The following is a 23,716-nucleotide window of genomic DNA, read 5'->3' as shown; positions in this document are numbered from 1 at the left end:
CCCCCAGGGTGTCGCGGACATAATCCCCCGCCCGATCCCGCAGGATCGCCATGCCGCCATCGGGCGTGCGCACCGCGAGGTGGCGGCCGTCGCCGGTCACGAGCAGATCCGGAGCCGAGGTCGCGAGCGCCCAGAGCGCCCCGAGCGCGAACGGGGCGAAGCCCAGCAGCCGCAGCCGCGTGCGCCAGAGCGCGAGCCACAAGCCGCCTGCCACCATCAGCCCGAATGCGCCCGCCGGCATGGAGGGCAGCGCCGCGACCGATCCGGGAGCAGCTGCGGTGATCGCGGCGATCCACAGCAGCAGCCCGAGCGCCTGTTCGACCACCCACCAGGCGGGGCCGCCAAGCCCTATGGCGTCGAGCAGCAGCGCGATCGCCTCTGCAGGCATGACGATGAAGGTCGTGAGCGGAATGGCGACGATGTTGGCGAGCGCGCCATAGAGCCCGGCCTTGTGGAAGTGGAACAGGCCGATCGGCATCAGCACCGCCTCGACCGCGATGCCGGTCAGGAGCAGCGAGCCGAGGTTGCGGAGCAGCCGCAGCCCCACTCCCTCGTCCCGCGCCAGGAACCAGCTGCGCACGCGGGGGTGTTCGTGGAGCGCCACGATCGCCGTGACGGCGGCGAAGCTCAGCTGGAAGCTGGGACCGGCAAGCGACTCCGGCAGGACCAGCAGCACCAGGAACGCGCCGGTCGCGACCAGCCGCAGCGTGATCGCCTCCCGCCCCATCGCTAGCGCGGCGAGCACCAGCAGGGCAGCGACGCAGGACCGGATCGTCGGCACCTCCGCGCCCGACAGCCAGGTATAGCCGATCGCCGCCAGCGCCGCTCCGGACGCGGCCACGAGCGGCAACCGCACCCGCAACGCCAGCGCCGGCACGAGCGCGAGGAGGCGCAGCAGCAGCAACATCGTCGCGCCGACCACCGCGGTGACGTGCAGGCCGCTGATCGACAGCAGGTGGGCAAGTCCCGCGCGGCGCATCGCCTCGTCCTCCGCTGCACCGATCGCCCCGCGGTCGCCGGTCACGAACGCGGCCGCGACTCCGCCCGCGCTTCCGGGCACGCGCGACTGGATGTGCGCGGTCAGGCGGTTGCGGAGGTCGGCGCCTGCCCGGGTGGCGGGGCGCACCAATTCGACGGGCGCAAAGCCGCGCCCGGTCGCGCCGATCCCGTCGAACCAGGCGACGCGGGCAAAGTCATAGGCGCCGGGCACGGCGGCCGAGGGCGGCGGCACCAGCCGGGCGCGCAGCCGCAGCACCGCGCCTGGCGCCACGCCCTGCGGCACCGCCTCTTGCGGCAGGTTCACGCGGATCACCGGCGGAAGCTCCGGCGCGTCGAGCGGCGCCAGGCGGAGGCGGACGAGGTCGCGCGCCGGCAACTGCTCGACCCGCAGCACCCGGCCCGTGAGCGCAAAGACGCCGGGTCGCGCGAGTACCGGCGCCGCGACGCGCTCCGCCCGCCACCAGACCAGCGAGCATCCCACCGCCGCAAGCAGGCCCGCCGCCGCGATCAGACGGCCGAGCCTGCCCCCCAGCGGAAGAACGAAGCCGGCAGCCGCGACGGCCAGCGCGACCAGCAGGAACGCCACCCAGCCGGAGACGTTGGGCAACACGAACCAGGCGGCGATGCCAGCGCCCAGCCCGACCGGCATCCACAGCGGCAGTTGATCGCGCTCGGCTTCCAGCCAGCGCTCGACCATTTGCAGAAATAGCACCCGTCGGTTGATTTGAAGCCTCGGGGGGGCCGTGCTAGGGGCGGGCGCGGCTGATGTGGCCATCATTGTTCGAGCTTGGGAGCAGGCGCAGTTGCGCGCAAGTATGGATACCGGAACCTCGCCTGAAGGCGCTGTCGTCACCCGTTTTGCGCCCTCTCCCACGGGGTTCCTGCATATCGGCGGCGCGCGCACCGCGCTCTTCAACTGGCTCTATGCCCGCCACACCGGCGGCAAGTTCCTGCTGCGGATCGAGGATACCGATCGCGCGCGTTCCACCCAGCCCGCGATCGACGCGATTCTGGACGGCATGCGCTGGCTCGGCCTCGACTGGGACGGCGACGTCGTGTTCCAGTTCGCCCGCGCCGATCGGCACGCGGAGGTTGCGAACCAGCTGCTCGAGGCGGGCCACGCCTACAAATGCTACGCCACCGCCGAAGAACTGGCCGCGCTGCGCGAACAGCAGCGCGCCGAGGGCAAGCCGATCCGCTATGACGGCCGCTGGCGTGACTGCGACCCCGCAACCGCCCCGGAAGGCGCGCCCTATGTGGTGCGGCTGAAGGCGCCCAAGGAAGGCTCGGTCACGATCGCAGACCGGGTGCAGGGCGAAGTCACCGTCGCCAACGCCGAACTCGACGATTTCGTGCTGCTGCGCTCCGACGGGACGCCCACCTACATGCTGGCGGTGGTGGTCGACGACCACGACATGGGCGTGACCCATGTGATCCGCGGCGACGATCACCTCAACAACGCCTTCCGCCAGCTCGCGCTGATCCGCGCGATGAACGAGGTCGAGGGCGGCTGGCCGGACCCGGTCTATGCGCACGTCCCGCTGATCCACGGTGCGGACGGCGCGAAGCTGTCCAAGCGCCACGGTGCGCTGGGCGTCGACGCCTATCGCGACGAACTCGGCATCCTGCCCGAAGCGCTCAACAACTATCTGCTGCGCCTGGGCTGGGGCCATGGCGACGAGGAAATCATCAGCCGCGACCGCGCGGTCGAGGTGTTCGACCTCTCGGGCGTCGGCCGCTCGCCGGCGCGCTTCGACCTCAAGAAGCTCGCCCACGTCAACGGCCACTATATCCGGGAGGCCGATGACGCCCGACTCGCCGACCTCGTCGCCGCGCGCCTGCCCAAGGCACCGGATGCCGCCGGTCTCGACCTGCTGCGCCGCGCCATGCCCGCGCTGAAGCCGCGGGCCTCGGACCTCAACGAGCTTGCCGAGAACACCGCCTTCCTGTTCGCCACCCGGCCCCTTCCTATCGAGGAATCGGCAGCCCCCCTGCTGGCCGGTGACGCCCCCGCCCTCCTTTCGCAGTTGCACACGGCGCTTGACGCCGTCGAGCGGTGGGATACGGAGACGACAGAACATGCGGTACGCAGCGTGGCGGACGCAGCCGGAGTGAAGCTGGGTGCAGTCGCACAGCCGCTTCGCGCCGCACTGACCGGTCGCCGCACCTCACCGGGCATCTTCGACGTACTGGAGCTGCTCGGTCGCGAGGAAAGCCTCGGCCGCATCGCCGACCAGATGGCCGTTTCGGCCAACCACTGAACGAAAAGGACGACACCCGATGAGCGAGACCGCAAAGTTGCAGGTAGCGGGCAAGGACGGTGAATATCCGGTGCTCTCGGGCACGGTCGGGCCGGATGTCATCGACATCCGCAAGCTCTATGCACAGACCGGTGCCTTCACCTACGACCCCGGCTTCACCTCGACGGCGAGCTGCGAGTCGGCGCTGACCTACATCGACGGCGACCAGGGCGTGCTGCTCCACCGGGGCTACCCGATCGACCAGCTGGCCGAACAGTCCAGCTTCATGGAAGTCAGCTACCTGATGCTGAACGGCGAGCTGCCGAGCAAGGAAGCGCTCGACAAGTTCACCACCACCATCACGCGCCACACCATGGTGCACGAGCAGCTGGCGAACTTCTATCGCGGCTTCCGTCGCGATGCGCACCCGATGGCCATCCTGTGCGGCGTGGTCGGCGCGCTTTCCGCCTTCTACCACGACTCGACCGACATCACCGATCCGGTGCAGCGCCAGATCGCCAGCCACCGCCTGATCGCCAAGATGCCGACGATCGCGGCGATGGCGTACAAATATTCGGTGGGCCAGCCGTTCCTCTACCCGGACAACAAGCTGTCCTACACCGGCAACTTCCTGCGCATGACGTTCGGGGTTCCGGCCGAGGAATATGAAGTCGACCCGATCATCGAGTCGGCGATGGACAAGATCTTCATCCTCCACGCCGATCACGAGCAGAACGCGTCGACCTCGACCGTGCGTCTCGCCGGTTCGTCGGGCGCCAATCCGTTCGCGTGCATCGCGGCCGGCATCGCCTGCCTGTGGGGTCCGGCACATGGCGGCGCCAACGAAGCGGCGCTCAACATGCTGCGCGAGATCGGCACCCCGGATCGCATCCCCGAGTACATCGCCCGCGCGAAGAACAAGGACGATCCGTTCCGCCTGATGGGCTTCGGCCACCGCGTCTACAAGAACTTCGACCCGCGCGCGAAGGTGCTGTCGAAGGCCGCGACCGAGGTGCTCGACAAGCTGGGCATCAACGATCCGGTGCTGGATACCGCCCGCGAGCTTGAGCAGATCGCGCTCAAGGACCAGTATTTCATCGACAAGAAGCTCTATCCGAACGTCGACTTCTATTCGGGCGTCATCCTGTCGGCGATCGGCTTCCCGACCGAGATGTTCACCGTGCTGTTCGCCCTGGCCCGCACTGTCGGCTGGGTCGCGCAGTGGAACGAGATGATCTCTGACCCCGCGCAGAAGATCGGCCGTCCGCGTCAGCTCTACACCGGCCCGACGCAGCGCGACTATGTCGCGATCGGCCAGCGCTGATGCGCCTCTCCCGACGATTGCTGATGATCGCGGGCGCGATTGCGGCCTTCGTCGGGCTGTTCTGGATCGGCCAGGGGGTGGGGATCATCCGCTGGCCGTCCTCCAGCTTCATGATCGGCCAGTATGACTGGGTGCTGATCGGCACCATCACCGCAGTTGCTGGCCTTGTCGCGATCCTGATCGCGCGACGGATGCGCCGCTAGGGCATCCGAAGCCGGCCGGCGCCCTGCCCGGTCGCACTGTGGAGTTGGGCAAGGTGGCGCACCTTGCCCAAGCTCCCGTCCTTACCAGCGATAATCGCGGCGGTCGCCGCCCTGACGATAATAGCGGTCGTCACGATGGTGGCGGCCACCCCGCCAGTCGCGGCGGCTGTCGCGACGCGCCTCGGCGATCTCGCGGCGGCACTCGCGCTGCTCGCGGCGATATTCGCGGCGGCTGTCGGCCCGGCGCAATTCACGACGGCATTCCTGGATTTCCCGCCGCACCTCACGGTCGTAACGCGGAGCGTAGCGCTGCGCGGAAGCGACGCTGGGGATCAAGGTCATGGTTGCAGCAGCAGCAGCAGCCCAGACGATCAACTTACGCATGTTGCTCTCCTTCGCGTTCCTGATGAGGAGAAGCTAGGCCGCCCCGTCTGAACGAACCCAAACCGCAACATTCATCCAGTAGACAGTGTTCGAGTGAGCGAGAGCATTGTCCCGGGGGGAGAGGCCGTCTTTCTGCGATCGGCCGCCGAGTATAAGTGCTTACTTCCCAAGCCACGCGTGGGAATTACTGTCTGCCATGAAAGCAGAGTGAATACCCGCCAGATTCCGAGGCCGCCGGAGCACCGCAGAATGGGACAGTAGATGGTAACTGGAACCGAGCCGACCCCCGCCCCCCCTCCGTCCGGCTGGAGCGAACTGTGGCGCAAGGAGGATTGGTGGGCGATCTGGATCGGGCTCACAATCATCCTGGCAGCCTGCTTCCTGTTCTGGGGCGGCAGCAGCCTACGCTGGCTTGCGGTCGTGCCGCCGCGATGGAGCCATATCTCACAAGTGGCCGACGACCTTGCCCGCAACTGGGTGCGCTACCTGACATTATACCTGTTCTGGCTGGGCGCATTCTCCCTCGCGCTTTCCGCGGTCGGGCAGAAGATGCGCGCGTTCGTGCCGGCGTTCACCCTTCTCTACATCGCTGCCTATGTAATCTTCGTGATCGGCCAGTGGGAGGGCGCAGTCCGATACAATATGGAGGCACCACTCGTGGCGCTGCTGCTGGGCCTCGTCCTTGCGAACACGATCGGATTGCCGCGCCAGCTTGATGCCGGGTTCCGCGGCGAGTTCTACGTCAAGACCGGGATCGTGCTGCTCGGCGCGACGTTGCCGCTTTCGCTGATCGTGCGGGCCGGACCGGTCGCGATCCTGCAGGCGTCGGTCGTTTCCATCCTGACCTTCGGCGTCATCTACTGGACGGCGAAACGCCTGGGGCTGGACCGCCGCTTTGCAGCGACGCTGGGCGTCGGTGGTGCCGCCTGCGGGGTCTCGGCCGCGATCGCCATTGCTGGCGCCGTCGGCGGGAAGAAGGAGGATACCGCCGTCACGATTACGATCGTCGTCCTCTGGGCATTGGTGATGATCTTCGTTCTCCCGCTCGTCGGCCGGGCGCTCGAACTGCCGACCGGCGTCGCCGGTGCATGGATCGGGACGTCCGAATTTGCCGATGCAGCCGGCATCGCCGCGGCACAGGCCTATGGGGGATACGCCGGCAAGGTCCCGGGAATCACCGGCACCGCGGACCAGGCGTTGCAGGCCTTTACCCTGATGAAGGTGGTGGGGCGCGACCTGTGGATCGGCATCTGGGCCGTAGGGCTCGCCATCGTGGCGACGACTCGCTGGGAAACACAGCCGGCAGGCAGCGCCCCGGACGCGCGCGAGGTATGGCGCCGCTTTCCGAAGTTCGTGATCGGCCTGTTCGTGGCGTCCGCGATCATCACCGCGATCACGGCGTCCTACAGCCTCGAAGACTATGATCGAGTCGTCGCGCCGGGCCTGACGGGGCCGATCAAGGACCTGCGCACCTGGACCTTCATCTTCTGCTTCTTCAGCATCGGCCTCACGACTCGCTTCCGCGACCTCGCCGCCGCCGGGCCCCGGCCGCTCGGGGCGTTCACCACGGGCGTCGCGGCCAATGTGACGATCGGCTTCGTCCTCTCGGTCTATGTCTTCGGCAACTATTGGGCGACGCTGGGACAATGAGCCTATGGGCCACCCTGCGACAGGCACTCGGCACGCGCCCCGACAGCCAGCAGGGCTGCTTTCCCTGCGCGCACTTCTGTCATGATCCCGCGCATCTGGAACGCGCGCTGCCCGGGCTGACGACTTTATCCTCCGGTACGGCGTCGGTCCGCGCGCAGGACGGGCTCTGCCTGCATCACGACCGGATCATCAACGGCCGGCAGCGGTGCGCGGCGTTCGCGGCCGGCCGTACGCCCGGGAGTAGCTAGCCCTCCAGCGGCAGGGTCAAGACAAAGCGGGCGCCCTCGCCCAGCGCGCTGTCGACGACGACGTCGCCACCCATCGCCCGGGCCAGGCGGCGGGCAATGTAGAGGCCAAGGCCGCTGCCGCCCTGCTCGCTCGGGTCGACTCGCTCGAATTTCTCAAAGATCCGCGCCTGGTCTTCGGGGGCGATCCCTTTGCCCTGGTCGGCGACGATCACGCAGGCGATCTGCCCCTCGCGCTCCAGCCGCACCCAGACGGTGGCGCCGGGCGGGGAATAGCGCACGGCATTGCCGATCAGGTTGACGAGGATCTGGAGCGCGCGCCGGAATTCGCCGCGGGCGGGCAGCGTTTCCTCCGGGCCCGGCCGGTCGAGGGTGACGCCGGCACGCTCGGCCCGCACCGCGAGCAGCCCGGCGGCGCGGCGCGTGACATCGGCAAGATCCAGCGCCTCTACCTGGACGGCAAAGTCGGGCGCCTCGACCGCCTGGACATCCTCCAGGTCGTTGACGAGGCCGATCAGGTGGCGGCCGGCGGTCGCGATGTCGCCGGCATAATCGGCATAATCCTGCAGCAGCGGCCCGTCGGCCTGGGCGTTGATGCTGTCGGCATGGGCGACGATCCGGTCGAGCGGCGCGCGCAACGCCTGGCGCAGGCGGCGGCCGAGATCGGTCGGCATGCCCCCCGGCTCGTCGGGGCTCTCGGCTTCGGCCTGGGGATCGGCGGCATGGACGGCGCCGGTGAAGCCCGCGAACCGGCCCCCCGCGTCGGTGCGCGGCACGCCCGACAGGAGGAGCGCGCGGCCGCTGTCGCGCAGGGTTGCGAACTGGCCCTCGAACGGCTGTTGCGAAGCCATGGCGCCCAGCATCGGGAAGCCCCCCTCGCCATCGTCGGACAGCTGGAACAGCCAGGTGAGCGGGCGGCCGAGCACGTCGGCGGCATCGAAGCCGAAGCGCGCGCCCGCGGCCGGGGAGACATAGGTAAGGTGCAGGCCGCTGTCGGCTTCCCAGCGCCAGTCGGCGTCGAGCGCAAACAGCTCGGCGGTGTCGGCGTCGTCGTGCAGGTCGCTGCCCTCGCCCGGCATCCGCCATGCGCCGACGGTCAGCCGCAGGCCGTCGTCTTCGGGCTCGACCTGGACCCAGAGTTCGACGTCGTCGTCACCATCGGCAACGACGATCTTGCGGGCGACGTCGATGCCGAGGCGACGGCAGACGCGGACGAGTTCGGCAATGGCGGGGACGGCGAACGGCGCGCCCTGCTCGCCGCCCGCCCGGGCATTGAGCCCCGCGAGGCGCGGCTCGGCATAGCGCAGGCGGCCGTCGCGATCGAGCATCGCCGAGGCCGGCGGCTGGTGGCGATCGAAGCTGCTCATGCCGGGCGGCTTTCCGCAAAGGCGAGCAGCGCGGCGCGATAGCCGGCCGGCAGCGCCATCGCCGCCACCGCCTGCCACGCCTGTTGCAGCGGCACCGCCGCGACTTCGTCCAGCACGTCGGCGTAGTGATCCAGGTCGCGTGCCGGGTCCGCCTCACACAGCGCAAAGACGATGCGCGCAAGGGTCGCGCGTGGCAGGTCGACGGCCCGGAGCAGGATCAACAGTGGCGCGGGGTCCCGCTCCAGCACCAAGTCGCGCACGGCGCGGGGCCCGAGGCCGCCCGCGTCCGCAACCAGCGCCACCGCGAGTTCGAGGCGACGATCGGACAGCGCATGCTCGACCAGTTCCGGAAGCGTGGCCACGTCGCGCCGCAGCGCGCGCGCCAGCCGCGCCGCCGCGGGGGCGTCGGCATCCTGGCCGCGGAGTTCCTCGACGGCAGAGGTCAGGGCACGATCGAGCAACGCAATCTCTTCGGCATCGGTGGTGCGGGCGCGCAGCGCGGCGGCGATCGGCCACCAGAGCTGCTGAACCCCCGCCGCATCGGTCGTGCCGCTGCCGTGAAGCAGCAGCAGCTTGGCGGCCTCGGCGATCGTCGCATCCTCGGAATGGGCGAGCCGGGCGAGCAGGCTCGGCTGGTCGGGGTGGAAGGGCGCACGTTCCGGCAGGCCGGCGGCGAGCAGCGCCAGGCGCGTTTCCGCGAGCAGTTCGGCCAGAAGCCCTTCGTCCCACAGCGCAGGGATCGCGGTCAGCCGCTCCCACACCTGTTCGGCTTCGCGGCGCAAGCGTGCCGCAAGCGCGGGCTCGGCTGCTGCCTCGAGCCGGGCGGCGGCACGGTCGGCCAGGCGCTCCGCGCATCCCTGCACCAGCCGCTCGAGCCGGTCGGACATCGCCGCGCGGGTGCGGTCGTCGATCGGATCCTGCGGGGCGAACAGCGCCGCCGTCGGCAACGCGGCGCGCGCCTGCGCCCGCATGCCGCGTGCTGCCGCATGGGCGAGCAACGCTGCTGGAGAGCGATCGGAATGGGTCGAACCGGCGGCCATGCACCCTCGCCTAGCGTGGGGTCGTTAAGACGGGCCTAAGCCTTGTGCCGACTTGCTTCAACCGCGGCGGCCAGGCTGATGACCGCGTGCAGGGTGGCGACCGCAAGGCCGAGCGTCGCAAGGCCGACGAGGGCGAAGGGCGTCAGCAGCAGCACCTGCGACGCAGCACTCGCATACCAGGGCCGCGGCCGCACGGGCACGCGATCGGCCACGGTGTTGCTGGCCACGCCCCACAGCGCGAGCACGAACGGCGTGGCATGGCCGGCCGCGAGCGACGCGATGATCCCCAGCAGGAGCGCGGAGAGCACCGCCAGCAGCAGGATGCCCTGTTCCTGCTGCCCGGCACGGACATTGTCGCCGCGCAGCCAGCTGAGCAGCGAACCCGCCGACAGCAGGATCACCGCCAGCAGCGCGAGCAGCATTCCGCCCGCCGGATGCCCCATGCCCAGCGTCACCAGCGCGAGCAGCCCGGAGGCACCGCCCGCCACCGCGGTCGCCCAGGCCGGGACTTCGCGCCGCACGAGCTGGGGCAGGAGGACGCGGGTGATCGGGGTGAAGAACCAGCGATCGGCCCAGCCGGTGCGCTGGTTGGCGAGCGCCGCCAGCACGTCGTTGCTGCGCCCGGCAAGCACCTCCGCATCGCGCTCGACGCCGTGGCCCGACCGCCGGGCCGAGGCCGGCAGCGCGACGTGGCGGGCCCCTGCCTCCACCGCGATCCGCAACACGGTGGACTGGAAATCATATTCGCGCGGCAAGGCTGCGACTTCGGCAAGCCGCTGGGCAGACACGGTCGCGACCCCCGCCCAATATTGGCCCCGGTCGAGCCGCTCGACGGCGCCGTTCGCCTGCGCCTCCGGCGTCACCAACAGCGCGTCCGGCCCCTCGCCCGCCATCGCGAGCAGCATCGAATCGGTCGTGACCAGCCCGTCGGCGATCACGATCACGGTCGCGAGCGGATGGATCTTGGCAGATGCCTCTTCGGCGGAACGGACGATGTCGACCGTCACCTCGCGCTTGGCGATGCGGCTGACGGCGCCCAGCAGCGCGGGCGTCACCCGTCCCACCGCCACCACCATCTGTCCCACGCCGGCTGCGGCAAGCAGCCGCGCCTGGTATTCGATCAGCGTCATGCCCCCGAAAGGCAATGTCGCGGCGAGCGTGCCGGCGCGCCCCTCGGCGTCCTCGGTCGCGAAAATGAGCCCTGCAAGCATGATGCCGGGTTAGGCGGGCGCGACGCCGCTGCCAAGTGGTGGCGATCGCCCGAACGCGCCGGAAACGGCATCTTCTCGACTTCCGAGGGCGCGAGGCGCTAGGGAGGCCGCGCACACCCCATCTTGGCCGAGCGATGACCAGCTACACATCCGATCTTCTCCGCCTGCTCGACGAGCGCGGCTACATCCACCAGGTGACCGACGCCGCGGCGCTGGACGCGCTTGCCAGCAAGCAGGTCGTCCCCGGCTATATCGGCTTCGATCCGACGGCGCCCTCGCTCCATGTCGGCAGCCTGGTGCAGATCATGCTGCTGCGGCGGCTTCAGCAGACCGGCCACAAGCCGATCGTGCTGATGGGCGGCGGCACCGGCAAGATCGGCGATCCCAGCTTCAAGGACGAAGCGCGCCGGATGCTGACGCTGGACACGATCGCCAGCAACGTCGCCTCGATCAAGACGGTGTTCGAGCGGTTCCTGACATTCGGCGACGGGCCCACCGACGCGGTGATGGTCGACAATGCCGAGTGGCTCGACAAGCTGGAGTACATCCCGTTCCTGCGCGATGTCGGCCAGCATTTCTCGATCAACCGGATGCTGAGCTTCGATTCGGTGAAGCTGCGGCTCGACCGCGAGCAGTCGCTGAGCTTCCTCGAATTCAACTACATGATCCTGCAGGCGTACGACTTCCGCGAGCTGTCGCAGCGCGCGGGCTGCCGGCTGCAGATGGGCGGGTCGGACCAGTGGGGCAACATCATCAACGGCGTCGAGCTTTCGCGCCGGATGGACGGCACCGAGGTATTCGGCGTCACCACCCCCCTCATCACCACCGCCGACGGCGCCAAGATGGGCAAGACCATGGCGGGCGCGGTGTGGCTGAACGAGGATCAGCTCTCCGCCTATGATTACTGGCAGTTCTGGCGGAACACCGACGATCGCGACGTCGGCCGCTTCCTGCGCCTGTTCACCGACCTGCCGCTCGACGAGATCGCGCGGCTGGAGGCGCTGGAAGGCGCCGAGATCAACGAGGCGAAGAAGGCGTTGGCCGACGCCGCCACCGCCATGTGCCGCGGCGAGGCTGCGGCGATCGAGGCGGCCGAAACCGCACGCCGCACCTTTGAAGAGGGTGCCGCAGGCGAAGCGCTCCCCACCCATGCGGTCGCCGGCGGCAGCATCGCCGCAGTCGACGCGCTGGTCGCACTCGGCTTTGCCGCGTCGAAGGGCGAGGCGCGCCGGCTGATCAAGGGCGGCGGCGCCCGCGTCGACGGCGAAAAGATCACCGACGAGTCGGCGCAGATCGCGGTCGCGGCGCCAGTGCGCCTGTCGGCGGGCAAGAAGCACCACGGCCTGTTGCTGCCAGATGCCTGAAAAAGCTGGACTATCCGCCCGGTAAAGCAGGATCATCCTTCCGCCCCCCGACCGTTGCTGATAGACGGAGGAACGCAATAGGGGGCGTCATGGACGAGAAATTCCGGCACATCGCGCCGGGGTCGGTAGAGCCTTCCCACGTACGCGATGAGGTGCATTTCCGGGCAAGGGGCTTTGGGCCAGCCGCCGAGCCGTTGCGACTGCGCGTTCTCAACCTGTCGTCGCACGGGCTTTCCGCCCGCACCCATATGGAGCTGCACACCGGGGACCGGTTGCGGCTGATCCTGCCGGTGCTGGGCGTGATGGCGGCGGAAGTGCGCTGGTCCAAGGGCAAGCGCTTCGGCTGCATGTTCGACGTGCCGATCGATCGCGCCAGCTATTTTGAGCTGCTCGCCAAGGTGCTGGAGCCGCTGCCCCCCTCCGACCCTCAGCCCGATCGCAGCAAGCCGACCGCCGCGTCGCGCTCGAACAAGTAAAGCGCCAGCCGCGCGGCCTCCCCGCGGGGGCCGTGCAGCCCGCCGTCGCGGTCGACCAGCAGCCGCGCATCGCCATTGGCCGCCGGCATCAGGTCATCGAGCATCTCCGGCGTCGCGAGGCGGAACTGCATCTCGCCGGACTGGCGCGTGCCCAGGATCTCGCCCGCGCCGCGCAGCCGCAGGTCTTCCTCCGCGATGCGGAAGCCGTCGTTGCTCTCCCGCATCAGCGCCAGCCGCGCGCGGGAGGTTTCGCTGAGCGCATTGCCCCGCAGCAACAGGCAGACCGATCGCCCGCCGCCGCGCCCGACGCGGCCGCGCAGCTGGTGAAGCTGCGCCAGGCCGAAGCGGTCGGCGGCCTCAATCACGATCAGCGTCGCATTGGGCACGTCGACGCCGACCTCGATCACCGTGGTCGCCACCAGCACGCCGGTGCGCGCCGCCTGGAAATCGGCCATGGCGGCGTCCTTCTCCGGCGCCTTCATCCGCCCGTGGACAAGGCCGACCCGGTCGCCGAAGCGACTGCGCAAGCCTTCCGCCCGCGCCTCGGCAGCGGCAAGGTCGCTCTTCTCGCTCTCCTCGACCAGCGGGCATACCCAGTAGGCCTGGCCGCCGTTCGACAGATGGCGCGCGAGCGCGTCCACCACCTCGTCCAGCCGCTCTTCCGACAGCACGCGCGTCTCGATCGGCTCCCGCCCGGGCGGCATCTCGTCCAGCCGGCTCACGTCCATTTCGCCATATTGGGCGAGCGTCAGCGTGCGCGGGATCGGGGTGGCGGTCATCACCAACAGGTGCGGCGGGCGCTGCGCCTTGGCCTGCAGCATCATGCGCTGGGCAACGCCGAAGCGATGCTGCTCGTCCACCACCACCAGCCCCAGGTCGCGATAGCCGACGCCTTCCTGGAAGATCGCGTGGGTGCCGACCAGGATGTCGATCGACCCGTCGGCAAGGCCCATCAGCGTCGCCTCCCGCGCGCGGCCCTTGTCGCGGCCGGTCAGTACCGCGACATTGACGCCGATGGGCTGGAGCAGCCGGGTCAGCGTCTCGCCATGCTGGCGGGCCAGGATCTCGGTCGGCGCGAGCAGCGCGCCCTGCGCCCCCGCCTCCACCGCGATCAGCAGCGCCATGATCGCCACGAGCGTCTTGCCGGAGCCGACATCGCCCTGCAGCAGCCGAAGCATCGGCTGCACCTGCGCCAGATCACCCTCGATCTCCGCGATGGTGCGCGCCTGCGCCCCGGTCGGCGCATAGGGCAGCCTGAGCCGCGCGCGCACGCTGCCGTCGCCGGTCAGCGGCCGCCCGCGCTTGGCCCTCGCCTCGCCCCGCACCAGCAGCAGCGCCAGCTGGTTGGCGAACACCTCGTCATAGGCGAGCCGCTGTCGCGCCTTGGCATCGGCCGGGTCGGCATGGATGCGCGCAAGCGCCTCCCGCCACGTCGGCCAACCGCGCGTCGACAACAGGCTCGGCTCGATCCACTCGGGCAGCTCGGGTGCGCGCTCGATCGCCTGCTCGACCAGTCCCGCGACCCGGCGCGAGGTGAGCCCTTCCGACAGCGGATACACCGCCTCGCGCTCGGGCAGTCCGCTCGCTTCGTCCAGCGGCAGCACCTGGTCGGGGTGGACGATCTGGAGCGTCTGGCCATAGGTTTCGAGCTTGCCCGAAATCCGCTTGGGCTCGCCCAGCGGCAGCAGCTTCTTCACCCAGCCGGAATTGCCGCCGAAATAGACGAGGCTGACGATATTGCCGGCGGCATCCTGCGCCTGCACCCGCGTCGGCCCGCGGCCCGCGCTCACCCGGTAATCGACCGGCGTTAGCGTGATCGCGATGATTCGCCCGGCATCGGCCGCATCGAGGGTGTCGCGCGGCAGCCGGTCGACCCAGCCGCTGGGCAGGTGAAAGGCGACGTCGACGACTCGGGACAGGCCCAGCCGTTCGAGCGGCCTGGCCATGGCGGCCCCTACCCCCTTCAGGGCAGTGACCTCGGCGAACAGCGGATTGAGAAGTTGCGGGCGCATGACTATCTGCTGCCCCTAGCCCGTTTCGGCCCGTGCCGGAAAGCGGCCCCGTAACTTACCCGCCGACGGCCGTTCGCGCCTGCCGGCTTATTGCCGTTGGAGATTCCATGGACCGCGAAACCCGTCTCAAGCGCCTGCGCTTCCGCGCATGGCATCGCGGCACCAAGGAAGCCGACCTGATGATCGGCGGCTTCTTCGACGCGCATGGCGAAAGCTGGACCGACGCGGAGATCGAGTGGTTCGAGGTCTTCCTTGAAGAACAGGACGTCGACATCATGGCCTGGGCGATGGGAACGCAGCCCGTGCCGCCGCAGTTCGACGGGCCGGTGATGGCAGCGCTCAAGACCCTCACCTACGTGCCGATCGCCCGCTAAGGCCACCCGCCTTCCCAAGTCCCAGACCGAACGGAATGCCTTCGCCCGACATGCCCGATCTCCAGACCATCCTGTCCGCCAGCCGCCCGCTCACGCTTTCGGGCGTGCCGGCGGGGTTCCTGCCCAGCCTGCTCGCCGATCTGGCACGGGGAAGCACCGGCGGGGTGGTTTATGTGGCCCCGGACGAGGCGGCGATGCGGGCGGTGGCCGCGACCGCGCCGTTCTTCGCGCCCGAGCTGGAGATCCTGTCCTTCCCGGCCTGGGACTGCCTGCCCTACGACCGCGCCTCCCCGACGCTGCGCGCCATGTCGGAGCGGCTGGCGACGCTCCACGCCCTCCAGAGCCCCGGCAAGGCGCCGCGCCTGCTGGTGACCACGGTCAACGCCGTTACCCAGCGCGTGCTGACCCCGTTCCGCATCCGCCAGCTGGTGTCGCGACTGGCGCCGGGCGAGCGCATCTCGCTCGATCGCCTGGCCGAGCAGCTCCAGGGCAATGGCTATGTCCGGGTCGAAACCGTCCACGACGCCGGCGAGTTCGCGGTGCGCGGCGGGCTGGTCGATCTCTTCCCCTCGGGCTCCGAACAGGGGTTGCGACTCGACTTCTTCGGCGACGAGATCGAGAGCGTCCGCACCTTCGACCCCGCCGACCAGCGCACCAGCGGCCGCGTCGACGGCTTTACCCTGCTGCCGGCGTCCGAGGCGCTGCTCGACGAGGAGAGCGTCAAGCGCTTCCGCGCGCGCTATCGCGAGACCTTCGGCGCGACCGCCACCGGCGATCCGCTCTACCAGGCGATCTCCGACGGGCGGCGCCTGTCGGGCATGGAGCATTGGCTGCCGCTGTTCGAGGAACGGCTGGAGACGCTGTTCGAGCATCTGCCCGCCGACGCGGTGATCGTGCGCGACGCGGGCGTGCCGGGCGCGGCCGAGGCGCGGTTCGAGAGCATTGCCGACTATCACGCCAACCGCGCCCGCGCGCAGTCGGCCGACCCCGGCAGCTACCGCCCGCTGCTCCCCAACCAGCTCTACCTCAATGCCGAGGAGTGGACGAAGCGGCTGGACGCGGCGGCGGCGCATCAGGTGACGCCGTTCCACGAGCCGGAAAGCGCGACCGTGCTCGACTTCGGCGTCGACGGCCCGCGCGACTTCGCGCCGGAGCGGACCGCCGGCAACAACGTCTATGAGGCGGTGGTCGCCCACCTCGCCAAGCTCAAGCGCGAGGGGCGCAAGGCCATCCTCGCCAGCTATTCGCCGGGCGCGCGCGACCGGCTGACCGGGCTCCTCGCCGACCACGGGCTGAAGGGCGCGATTGCCGCCGACGGCTGGCAGGAGGCGCTGGGGGCTGCCGAGCGTGGACCGACGCTGATCGTTCTTCCCCTCGACCACGGCTTTACCGCGCCCGATGTGGCGGTGCTGACCGAGCAGGACATGCTGGGCGACCGGCTGGTCCGGCGGGCCAAGCGGCGCAAGAACACCGACGCGTTCCTGCAGGAGCTGGCGACGCTCTCGCCCGGCGACCTGGTGGTGCATACCGAACATGGCATCGGCCGCTACGAGGGGCTGACCCAGATCCCGGTGTCGCGCGCGCCGCACGACTGCGTCGCCCTCTCCTACGCTGGCGGCGACAAGCTCTACGTGCCGGTCGAGAACCTGGAAGTCCTCTCCCGCTACGGCGCGGGCGAGGAAGGTGCGACGCTCGACAAGCTGGGCGGCGAGGCGTGGCAGCGGCGCAAGAGCCGCATGAAGGAGCGCATCCAGGCGATCGCGGGCGAACTCATCGCCACCGCCGCCAAGCGTGCGCTGCGCCCGGCCGAAGTCGCCGAGCCCGACCACAGCGGCTATCCCGCCTTCGTCGACCGCTTCCCCTATCAGGAGACGGACGACCAGGATCGCGCGATCAGCGACGTGCTGGACGATCTCGCCGCCGGCACGCCGATGGACCGGCTGGTCGTCGGCGACGTCGGCTTCGGCAAGACCGAAGTGGCGCTGCGCGCGGCGTTCGTGGCGGCGATGGCCGGGATGCAGGTCGCAGTGGTCTGCCCCACCACGCTGCTCGCCCGCCAGCACTTCATGAACTTCACCCAGCGCTTCGAGGGTTTCCCGATCCAGATCGGCCGCCTGTCGCGGCTGGTCCCCGCGGCCGAGGCCAAGCGGGTCAAGGAGGGCCTGGCCGACGGCACCATCGATATCGTCGTTGGCACCCATGCGGTGCTGTCCAAGTCGATCGACTTCAAGCGGCTGGGCCTCGTCATCGTCGATGAGGAGCAGCGCTTCGGCGTCACGCACAAGGAGCGGCTGAAGGCGCTGAAGGCCGACGTCCACATGCTCACCCTGACGGCGACGCCGATCCCGCGCACGCTGCAGATGGCGATGTCGGGCCTGCGCGAGCTTTCGGTCATCCAGACCCCGCCGGTCGATCGCCTGGCGGTGCGGACCTATGTGATGCCTTGGGACCCGGTGGTGATTCGCGAGGCGCTGTTGCGTGAGCATTATCGCGGCGGCCAGGCCTATTTCGTGACGCCGCGCATCGCCGACCTGCCGGACATCGAGAAGTTCCTGCGCGAGGACGTGCCGGAAATCCGCTACGTCGTCGCCCACGGCCAGATGAGCCCGACCGAGGTCGAGGAGCGCATGTCCGCCTTCTACGACAAGCGCTACGATGTGCTGGTGTCGACCACCATCGTCGAAAGCGGGCTCGACATTCCGTCCGCCAACACGCTGGTCATCAACCGCGCCGACAAGTTCGGCCTGGCCCAGCTCTATCAGCTGCGCGGGCGCGTCGGCCGCGCCAAGACGCGCGCCTATGCGTACATGAACACCGCGCCGGAACGGCAGATGACCGAGGCTGCGACCAAGCGGCTGAAGGTGCTGTCGGACCTCGAATCGCTGGGCGCGGGCTTCCAGCTCGCCAGCCACGACCTCGACATCCGCGGCGCCGGCAACCTGCTTGGCGACGAGCAGTCGGGCCACATCAAGGAAGTCGGCTACGAGCTCTACCAGTCGATGCTGGAGGAGGCGATCCTCGACGCCAAGGCCGGTGGTCTGCGCGACGACAAGCCCAAGGAGTTCTCGCCGCAGATCACGGTCGACGCGCCGATCCTCATCCCCGAGGACTATGTCCCCGACCTCGACCTGCGCATGGGCCTCTATCGGCGCCTCAACGACGTGGAGGACCGCGCCGGCATCGACGCGTTCGCGGCCGAGCTCATCGACCGGTTCGGCAAACTGCCCGAGGCGACCGAGAACCTGCTCAAGCTCATCGAGACCAAGCTCAACGCCAAGCGCGCCTGCATCGCCAAGATCGACGTCGGCGCGCGCGGCGCGATCGTGACCTTCCACGAAGATAATTTCCCCAACGTCACCAATCTGCTGGCCTATGTCGACCGGCTTGGCGGCGCGGCGAAGCTGCGGCCGGACATGAAGCTCGCGATCTCGCGCGCCTGGCCCGACCCCGCCAGCCGCCTGCACGGCGCGCTCCAGCTTTCGCGGGGCCTGGCGAAGGCGGCGGGGTAAAGGTGTCGCTGCAAATCGCTTGCGTACCGATTTGACTGGCTCCTATCCTCCCCCGACGAGGTAATCTCGGGGGGATAATGGAAGCCTGGAAGATGAGTGCGATGCGCTCTTGGCTGCTCGCGGGCGGTGCCGTCGCGGGTGCGCTGATGCTGAATTCTTGCGGCAATGATGATTCCGCGCCGCCGGCATCACCACCCGCCAACAAGGCGCCCGCGTTCACGTCGGCGGCAACCGCAAACCTCGTCGAAAACAGCTCCGATTTTACCTACACGGCGGCAGCAACGGACCCGGAAGGAAGCGCACTCACCTTCACGATCTCGGGCGGGGCCGATGCCGCCGCGTTCGTCCTGTCGGGAGCCACGCTGAAGTTCGTCGCCCCGCCGAACTACGACCTTCCGGCCGATGCGAACGCCGACAATGTCTATGAGGTCCAGTTGCAAGTCAGCGACGGGCAGGCGCAAACCAGGCTTGATCTGCGCGTGACCGTTTCGAACAGCACAGAAGGCATTCGGCTGACGCGTGTTGCGACCGGCTTCGTCGATCCGGTGGCCATCGTGCCCGTCCCCGGAAGCACGATGCTGCTGGTCGCAGAACGCGGCGGGAACATCTATACGCTGGATCCTGCCAACGGAAAGAAGACGCTTTTCCTGGCACTCTCGGTCGACACCGAAGGAGACCGCGGCCTCCAAGCGATCGCGGTCTCGCCCAACTACTTGAGCGATGGACGCTTTTACGCCGTGTTCAGTGGGTGGGAGGGACGTGTCTTGATCACCGCCTGTCGCCGTCAAGGGACGTTCCTCTCACCGTCCTGCGGCGAGGCTGACCTTTCGGTAGCAGCCGAGGTGCACGAGCCGACCAACAACTATGCCGCTTCCACGGTGTTTGGACCGGATGGAAAGCTCTATGTCGTCACCTCCGACGGAGGCGGCAGTCGCGATACCGCCGGGACTGCACAAAGCGATGCATCCATTTTGGGAAAGCTTCTTCGAGTCGATAACAACCCCGACCCATACGCTGGCGCCGCGCCCAGGTACTACGTTGCAGCCAGGATCGCGAAGGGCTTCCGCAATCCCCGTGGCGCCAGCTTCACCAGCGGCCTGCTCCTCGTGGCGGATCGGGGCGAAACCGGAAAGGAAGAGATCAATCTGGTCTCGACCTCAAATGCCGGCAACTACGGCTGGCCCGCGAAGGAGGGCACGAGCGTAGTCCTCCCGCCGGCTCCCAAGGACGCGATCGATCCGGTGATCGAATACACGCGGCCGGAAGGCGGCGGCGTAGTCGGGGGCTTCGTATATCGCGGCTCCGCCGCCTCCCTGCGGGATCAGTATGTTTTCGCCGATAAAAGCGGCATCATCTTCTCGGTACCACGATCGAAGATTGTTGCCGGGATCACGCTTCGGGAGGCGGTGCTGGAACGCCGTACGGCGGACTTTGCACCGGACCAAGGCACACTTGGCCACCCCGCCCTCTTCGGTGAGGACCTGCAGGGCGAACTGTACGTGGTCGATGCTGGCGGTGACGTATTCCGCGTGAACCAGGCCGATTAGCAGGGTCTCGCGTCCACCCAAGGAAGCTACCTGGGGTGGACCCGGGATCGCATTCTACCGAACCGGGCCGATGCTCAGGCCGCGGCGATAGTTCATCGTCACCGTCGTCCGGTTCGTACCTGCGCGCAGGGGAATGACCGCCTTGGAAAAGCTCGGCTCAAGGCTGGTAAGCGACAGCTTGGGATCGCGGGAAAAACCGCCGCCGTCGTTCCAGTCGGACTTGCCGTTGCCGTTGGCGTCGTGGCGGACGGCGACGGCATAGTTACCGGGAGCGGGCACCGCGATGCAGGCGGTGACGCCATCCCGCGACGCGGGCACTTCCACCCGGCCCAACCAGCGGCCCTTCTTCATGAAGCCGGCCGCGTCGTACAGCTGGACGCGGACCTTGCCGGTGCTGTTCTTCAGTCCCTGCACGGTCACCAGCAGCTTGTTCGGCGTGTTCGCCGTGCAGGCGCCCGGATCAGGTGTCTCGGCAGCCGCGGGGGCCGCGAAGAGTGCAAGGCCGAGCAGCGTTGCGATCGTCGCGTTCATGGTTTCTCCAGTCTGAAAGGCGCGGCGCCCCCTGAAACCGCGGCCTGGATATAGAAACGGGCGCCGTTTCGGGCGCCCGCTTCCGTTGTTGCTACGAAGGATCGGGCAGGTCAGGCTGCGTCGCCGGCCTTCTGCTTTTCGGCGTAGACCCGGACCGGTTCCTTGCGGCCCTCGATCACGTCCTTGTCGATGACGACCTCGTCGACGCCGTCCATTCCGGGCAGGTCGAACATCGTGTCGAGCAGAATGCCCTCCAGGATCGAGCGGAGGCCACGGGCGCCGGTCTTGCGATCGATCGCCTTTCTGGACACCGCCACCAGCGCTTCGTCGTTGAAGCTCAGGCGCACGCCCTCCATGTCGAACAGCTTCTGGTACTGCTTGACCAGGGCGTTCTTCGGCTCGGTCAGGATCTTGACCAGCGCGTCGATGTCCAGGTCCTCGAGCGTCGCGATGACCGGCAGGCGGCCGACGAACTCGGGGATCAGGCCGAACTTGAGCAGATCCTCAGGCTCGGTCTGGCGCAGGACCTCGCCAGTGCGGCGCTCCTCGGGAGCAGCCACATAGGCGCCGAAGCCGATCGACTTGCCCTGCAGGCGGTCGCCGATGATCTTCTCGAGGCCAGAGAAGGCGCCGCCGCAGATGAAGAGGATGTTGGTCGTGTCCACCTGCAGGAATTCCTGCTGCGGATGCTTGCGGCCACCTTGCGGCGGAACGGACGCGGTGGTCCCTTCCATCAGCTTGAGCAGCGCCTGCTGCACGCCCTCGCCCGACACGTCGCGCGTGATCGACGGGTTCTCGGCCTTGCGGCTGATCTTGTCGATCTCGTCGATGTAGACGATGCCGCGCTGCGCCCGCTCGACATTATAGTCGGATGCCTGGAGCAGCTTGAGGATGATGTTCTCGACATCCTCGCCGACATAGCCGGCCTCGGTCAGCGTCGTCGCGTCCGCCATGGTGAACGGCACGTCGAGGATGCGCGCCAGCGTCTGGGCGAGCAGCGTCTTGCCGCAGCCGGTCGGGCCGACGAGCAGGATGTTGCTCTTCGCCAGTTCGACGTCGGCGCCCTTCTGGCCGTGGTTCAGGCGCTTATAGTGGTTGTGGACGGCCACCGAGAGCACGCGCTTGGCCTGCTTCTGCCCGATGACATAATCGTCGAGCACGTCGCAGATCTCCTGCGGCGTGGGGACGCCCCCGTCCTTCTTCGACACCAGGGCGGATTTGGTCTCCTCCCGGATGATGTCGTTGCACAGCTCCACGCACTCATCGCAGATGAACACGGTGGGGCCGGCGATGAGCTTGCGCACCTCATGCTGCGACTTGCCGCAGAAGGAGCAATAGAGCGTGCTCTTGGAGTCACCGCCGCTGAGCTTGGTCATTCACTTCTCTCCCGCGCACCTTGGCGCGTTACAACGCCCGACAGTCTACACTCGGGCACCGGTCCGGCAATCCATAAAAAACACATGATGTCAGCGACTTGCCCGCACCGCCGGATTCGAGTGCGGGCAATTCGCGGCCGTGGATCAGGCCGCGGGGGCTTCCTCGGTCGGGGCCGGGCGCTTGTCGAACACCTGGTCGACGAGGCCGAATGCCTTGGCTTCGTCCGCTTCGAGGAAGGTGTCGCGATCCATCGCCCGCTCGATCTCCTCCAGCGGCTTGCCGGTGTACTTGGCATAGAGATCGTTCATCCGGCGACGGATGCGCAGGATTTCCTTGGCCTGGATCTCGATGTCCGACGCCATGCCCTGGGCGCCGCCCGACGGCTGGTGGACCATGATGCGGGCGTTGGTGAGCGCGACGCGCATGCCCGGCTCACCGCTGGCGAGCAGGAACGAGCCCATCGACGCTGCCTGGCCGATGCAGACGGTGCCGACGCGCGGACGAATATACTGCATGGTGTCGTGGATCGCCATGCCGGCAGTCACCACGCCACCCGGCGAGTTGATGTACATCCAGATGTCCTTCTTCGGGTTCTCGGACTCGAGGAAGAGCAGCTGTGCGGTGATGAGCGACGCCATGTGATCCTCGACCCCGCCGGTCACGAAGATGATGCGCTCACGCAGCAATCGCGAGAAGATGTCGAAGCTGCGCTCGCCGCGGCTCGACTGTTCGATCACGATGGGGACGAGCGCGTCGTGGATGTCCTGCATTGGGTTCCCGCTTAGTGAGTTTTCGAATTACAACATCGGCGCTCGGATCGTTCGGCGCAAGGGCCGCAAGAGCGATCCGCGCCGGGGCGTTCAGTTGCCGGGGGCCGGATGCGCCAGGTACGCCAGCCGCCGCACCTCGACCCGTCCGCGCACCACCGTGTCCAGGATCAACCCCGACACGGCGCACAGCGACGCAAGGATCATGAGCCCCGTGACGAGGATCGCAGTCGGGAAGCGCGGTACCAGTCCGGTCTCTATATAGGTGACGACCAGCGGCACCGCCAGCAGCAGCGCAACCGCCGCCAGCACCAGGCCGACGGCACCATAGAACCACAGCGGCCGCTCGAAGCGGTAGAGCGTGGCGATGGTGCGCGCGATCCGCCAGCCGTCGCGATAGGTGCTGAGCTTTGAGTGCGACCCTTCCGGCCGCGCGAAATAGCTGGTCTCGACCTCGGCTACCGGCATCTTGAGCTCAAGCGCGTGGACGCTGATCTCGGTCTCGATCTCGAACCCGGCCGAAAGCGCGGGAAAGCTCTTCACGAAGCGGCGCGAAAACACGCGATAACCCGAAAAGATGTCCGTGAAGCTGCGCCCGAACAGGCGGGCGAGGATGCCGGTCATCGCGCGGTTGCCGAACCGGTGGCCGCGGCGATAGGCGGCCTGGTGCTGCTCAACGCGCGATCCGACGATCATGTCGAGCTGCTCCGTCACCAGCTGCGCGACCATCGCCGGCGCGACGCTGGCGTCATACGTCGCGTCGCCGTCGGCCATGACATAGACGTCGGCCTCGATGTCGGCGAACATGCGGCGCACGACCGCGCCCTTGCCCTGAATGCGCTCGGTGCGCACGACCGCCCCGGCCGCCTGCGCGACCGCGACCGTGCGATCGCGGCTGTTGTTGTCATAAACGTAGATGGTCGCGTCCGGCAGCGCCTCACGGAACCCCGCAATCGTCTGCGCGATGGCCGCCTCCTCATTATAGCAGGGCAGCAGGATGGCGATTTTCATGCAGGTTCCGGTAACGTCTTACTGTCCTGCGATTAGCCATCCCCCCGCCCCTCCGCCAGTAGAAAAGGTCGGCCGGTGTCCCGTC

The 23,716-nt window shown here is 68.4% G+C and carries 20 protein-coding genes; 10 read left to right on the top strand and 10 right to left on the bottom strand.

Annotation, left to right across the window (positions count from 1 at the left end; all coding sequences use genetic code 11):
* On the bottom strand, window positions 1-1,696 hold a 1,696-nt coding region (locus QP045_RS11175), incomplete at its 3' end, for a ComEC/Rec2 family competence protein (RefSeq protein WP_422515063.1).
* A gap of 118 nt (window positions 1,697-1,814) precedes the next feature.
* On the opposite strand from QP045_RS11175, the gene gltX reads away from it, so the two are divergent.
* Genes gltX through QP045_RS11160 form a run of 3 tightly spaced genes read left to right on the top strand, consistent with a single transcriptional unit; the run spans window position 1,815 to window position 4,766 of the window.
* Window positions 1,815-3,260 (top strand): glutamate--tRNA ligase, encoded by a 1,446-nt coding sequence (gene gltX / locus QP045_RS11170; RefSeq protein ID WP_422515054.1) that lies wholly within the window; start codon window positions 1,815-1,817, stop codon window positions 3,258-3,260.
* Between the two features lie 19 nt (window positions 3,261-3,279).
* Complete coding sequence (locus QP045_RS11165) at window positions 3,280-4,563, top strand: citrate synthase (protein ID WP_422515053.1); 1,284 nt, start codon at window positions 3,280-3,282, stop codon at window positions 4,561-4,563.
* A complete protein-coding gene (locus tag QP045_RS11160) occupies window positions 4,563-4,766 on the top strand; it encodes a hypothetical protein (protein ID WP_422515052.1) in 204 nt (67 codons plus the stop codon). The genes QP045_RS11165 and QP045_RS11160 overlap by 1 nt, the downstream gene beginning before the upstream one ends.
* A gap of 81 nt (window positions 4,767-4,847) precedes the next feature.
* Here QP045_RS11160 and QP045_RS11155 read toward each other — a convergent pair whose 3' ends face one another.
* Complete coding sequence (locus QP045_RS11155; RefSeq protein ID WP_422515051.1) at window positions 4,848-5,150, bottom strand: hypothetical protein; 303 nt, start codon at window positions 5,148-5,150, stop codon at window positions 4,848-4,850.
* 261 nt (window positions 5,151-5,411) lie between these two features.
* Between QP045_RS11155 and QP045_RS11150 the strand changes: the two genes are divergently transcribed.
* Both QP045_RS11150 and QP045_RS11145 read left to right on the top strand, forming a co-directional pair.
* The gene (locus QP045_RS11150) at window positions 5,412-6,800 is read left to right on the top strand and encodes a YeiH family protein (RefSeq protein WP_422515050.1); all 1,389 of its coding nucleotides are present in this window, start codon (window positions 5,412-5,414) and stop codon (window positions 6,798-6,800) included.
* Window positions 6,797-7,048 (top strand): hypothetical protein, encoded by a 252-nt coding sequence (locus QP045_RS11145; protein ID WP_422515049.1) that lies wholly within the window; start codon window positions 6,797-6,799, stop codon window positions 7,046-7,048. Before QP045_RS11150 ends, QP045_RS11145 begins: the two co-directional genes overlap by 4 nt.
* Here the strand turns inward: QP045_RS11145 and QP045_RS11140 are convergent.
* Genes QP045_RS11140 through QP045_RS11130 form a run of 3 tightly spaced genes read right to left on the bottom strand, consistent with a single transcriptional unit; the run spans window position 7,045 to window position 10,663 of the window.
* Entirely contained in the window at window positions 7,045-8,412 is a 1,368-nt protein-coding gene (locus QP045_RS11140; RefSeq protein ID WP_422515048.1) for a PAS domain-containing sensor histidine kinase, read from the bottom strand. The genes QP045_RS11145 and QP045_RS11140 overlap by 4 nt on opposite strands.
* Window positions 8,409-9,452 carry a DUF2336 domain-containing protein gene (locus QP045_RS11135; RefSeq protein ID WP_422515047.1) on the bottom strand — a complete coding sequence of 348 codons (1,044 nt, stop codon included), beginning with the start codon at window positions 9,450-9,452 and terminating at the stop codon, window positions 8,409-8,411. Before QP045_RS11135 ends, QP045_RS11140 begins: the two co-directional genes overlap by 4 nt.
* Window positions 9,453-9,487: 35 nt before the next feature.
* A complete protein-coding gene (locus QP045_RS11130) occupies window positions 9,488-10,663 on the bottom strand; it encodes a hypothetical protein (RefSeq protein ID WP_422515046.1) in 1,176 nt (391 codons plus the stop codon).
* 134 nt (window positions 10,664-10,797) lie between these two features.
* Here QP045_RS11130 and tyrS point away from each other — a divergent pair, with 134 nt between their 5' ends.
* Together tyrS and QP045_RS11120 are read left to right on the top strand one after the other, a co-directional pair.
* Entirely contained in the window at window positions 10,798-12,027 is a 1,230-nt protein-coding gene (tyrS, locus tag QP045_RS11125; protein ID WP_422515045.1) for a tyrosine--tRNA ligase, read from the top strand.
* 89 nt (window positions 12,028-12,116) lie between these two features.
* Window positions 12,117-12,503 carry a PilZ domain-containing protein gene (locus QP045_RS11120; protein ID WP_422515044.1) on the top strand — a complete coding sequence of 129 codons (387 nt, stop codon included), beginning with the start codon at window positions 12,117-12,119 and terminating at the stop codon, window positions 12,501-12,503.
* Here the strand turns inward: QP045_RS11120 and recG are convergent.
* Window positions 12,455-14,515: an ATP-dependent DNA helicase RecG gene (gene recG, locus QP045_RS11115; RefSeq protein ID WP_422515043.1), complete on the bottom strand. Its 2,061-nt coding sequence runs from the start codon at window positions 14,513-14,515 to the stop codon at window positions 12,455-12,457. The genes QP045_RS11120 and recG overlap by 49 nt on opposite strands.
* A 107-nt stretch (window positions 14,516-14,622) precedes the next feature.
* On the opposite strand from recG, the gene QP045_RS11110 reads away from it, so the two are divergent.
* The 3 genes from QP045_RS11110 to QP045_RS11100 all read left to right on the top strand — a co-directional run bounded on the left by QP045_RS11110 (window position 14,623) and on the right by QP045_RS11100 (window position 19,945).
* The gene (locus tag QP045_RS11110) at window positions 14,623-14,889 is read left to right on the top strand and encodes a succinate dehydrogenase assembly factor 2 (RefSeq protein ID WP_422515042.1); all 267 of its coding nucleotides are present in this window, start codon (window positions 14,623-14,625) and stop codon (window positions 14,887-14,889) included.
* A gap of 50 nt (window positions 14,890-14,939) precedes the next feature.
* Window positions 14,940-18,398 (top strand): transcription-repair coupling factor, encoded by a 3,459-nt coding sequence (gene mfd, locus QP045_RS11105; RefSeq protein WP_422515041.1) that lies wholly within the window; start codon window positions 14,940-14,942, stop codon window positions 18,396-18,398.
* 92 nt (window positions 18,399-18,490) lie between these two features.
* Window positions 18,491-19,945 carry a PQQ-dependent sugar dehydrogenase gene (locus QP045_RS11100; protein WP_422515040.1) on the top strand — a complete coding sequence of 485 codons (1,455 nt, stop codon included), beginning with the start codon at window positions 18,491-18,493 and terminating at the stop codon, window positions 19,943-19,945.
* A gap of 54 nt (window positions 19,946-19,999) precedes the next feature.
* On the opposite strand, the gene QP045_RS11095 is transcribed toward QP045_RS11100, so the two are convergent.
* The 4 genes from QP045_RS11095 to QP045_RS11080 form a co-directional block, all read right to left on the bottom strand.
* A complete protein-coding gene (locus QP045_RS11095) occupies window positions 20,000-20,476 on the bottom strand; it encodes a DUF2141 domain-containing protein (protein WP_422515039.1) in 477 nt (158 codons plus the stop codon).
* A gap of 110 nt (window positions 20,477-20,586) precedes the next feature.
* Window positions 20,587-21,852, bottom strand: coding sequence for an ATP-dependent Clp protease ATP-binding subunit ClpX (clpX, locus tag QP045_RS11090; protein ID WP_422515038.1), 1,266 nt, complete (start codon window positions 21,850-21,852; stop codon window positions 20,587-20,589).
* A 144-nt stretch (window positions 21,853-21,996) separates the two neighbouring features.
* Window positions 21,997-22,623, bottom strand: a complete 627-nt coding sequence (locus tag QP045_RS11085; RefSeq protein ID WP_422515037.1) for an ATP-dependent Clp protease proteolytic subunit — start codon at window positions 22,621-22,623, stop codon at window positions 21,997-21,999.
* 90 nt (window positions 22,624-22,713) lie between these two features.
* On the bottom strand, window positions 22,714-23,631 hold the full coding sequence (locus QP045_RS11080) for a glycosyltransferase family 2 protein (RefSeq protein WP_422515036.1): 918 nt from the start codon (window positions 23,629-23,631) through the stop codon (window positions 22,714-22,716).
* Between the last annotated feature and the right edge of the window lie 85 nt (window positions 23,632-23,716).

It is taken from the genome of Sphingomonas sp. 3-13AW (assembly GCF_049311085.1).
Taxonomy (GTDB): Bacteria; Pseudomonadota; Alphaproteobacteria; order Sphingomonadales; family Sphingomonadaceae; genus Sphingomonas.
This window is presented reverse-complemented; position numbering and strand designations above follow the sequence as displayed.

What these genes read in the sequence shown, in the direction of transcription:
- gltX (WP_422515054.1), top strand. Translation starts at nt 1,815, where the DNA reads ATGGATACCGGAACCTCGCCTGAAGGCGCTGTCGTCACCCGTTTTGCG.
- QP045_RS11165 (WP_422515053.1), top strand. Translation starts at nt 3,280, where the DNA reads ATGAGCGAGACCGCAAAGTTGCAGGTAGCGGGCAAGGACGGTGAATAT.
- QP045_RS11160 (WP_422515052.1), top strand. Translation starts at nt 4,563, where the DNA reads ATGCGCCTCTCCCGACGATTGCTGATGATCGCGGGCGCGATTGCGGCC.
- QP045_RS11155 (WP_422515051.1), bottom strand. Translation starts at nt 5,150, where the DNA reads ATGCGTAAGTTGATCGTCTGGGCTGCTGCTGCTGCTGCAACCATGACC.
- QP045_RS11150 (WP_422515050.1), top strand. Translation starts at nt 5,412, where the DNA reads ATGGTAACTGGAACCGAGCCGACCCCCGCCCCCCCTCCGTCCGGCTGG.
- QP045_RS11145 (WP_422515049.1), top strand. Translation starts at nt 6,797, where the DNA reads ATGAGCCTATGGGCCACCCTGCGACAGGCACTCGGCACGCGCCCCGAC.
- QP045_RS11140 (WP_422515048.1), bottom strand. Translation starts at nt 8,412, where the DNA reads ATGAGCAGCTTCGATCGCCACCAGCCGCCGGCCTCGGCGATGCTCGAT.
- QP045_RS11135 (WP_422515047.1), bottom strand. Translation starts at nt 9,452, where the DNA reads ATGGCCGCCGGTTCGACCCATTCCGATCGCTCTCCAGCAGCGTTGCTC.
- QP045_RS11130 (WP_422515046.1), bottom strand. Translation starts at nt 10,663, where the DNA reads ATGCTTGCAGGGCTCATTTTCGCGACCGAGGACGCCGAGGGGCGCGCC.
- tyrS (WP_422515045.1), top strand. Translation starts at nt 10,798, where the DNA reads ATGACCAGCTACACATCCGATCTTCTCCGCCTGCTCGACGAGCGCGGC.
- QP045_RS11120 (WP_422515044.1), top strand. Translation starts at nt 12,117, where the DNA reads ATGGACGAGAAATTCCGGCACATCGCGCCGGGGTCGGTAGAGCCTTCC.
- recG (WP_422515043.1), bottom strand. Translation starts at nt 14,515, where the DNA reads ATGCGCCCGCAACTTCTCAATCCGCTGTTCGCCGAGGTCACTGCCCTG.
- QP045_RS11110 (WP_422515042.1), top strand. Translation starts at nt 14,623, where the DNA reads ATGGACCGCGAAACCCGTCTCAAGCGCCTGCGCTTCCGCGCATGGCAT.
- mfd (WP_422515041.1), top strand. Translation starts at nt 14,940, where the DNA reads ATGCCCGATCTCCAGACCATCCTGTCCGCCAGCCGCCCGCTCACGCTT.
- QP045_RS11100 (WP_422515040.1), top strand. Translation starts at nt 18,491, where the DNA reads ATGAGTGCGATGCGCTCTTGGCTGCTCGCGGGCGGTGCCGTCGCGGGT.
- QP045_RS11095 (WP_422515039.1), bottom strand. Translation starts at nt 20,476, where the DNA reads ATGAACGCGACGATCGCAACGCTGCTCGGCCTTGCACTCTTCGCGGCC.
- clpX (WP_422515038.1), bottom strand. Translation starts at nt 21,852, where the DNA reads ATGACCAAGCTCAGCGGCGGTGACTCCAAGAGCACGCTCTATTGCTCC.
- QP045_RS11085 (WP_422515037.1), bottom strand. Translation starts at nt 22,623, where the DNA reads ATGCAGGACATCCACGACGCGCTCGTCCCCATCGTGATCGAACAGTCG.
- QP045_RS11080 (WP_422515036.1), bottom strand. Translation starts at nt 23,631, where the DNA reads ATGAAAATCGCCATCCTGCTGCCCTGCTATAATGAGGAGGCGGCCATC.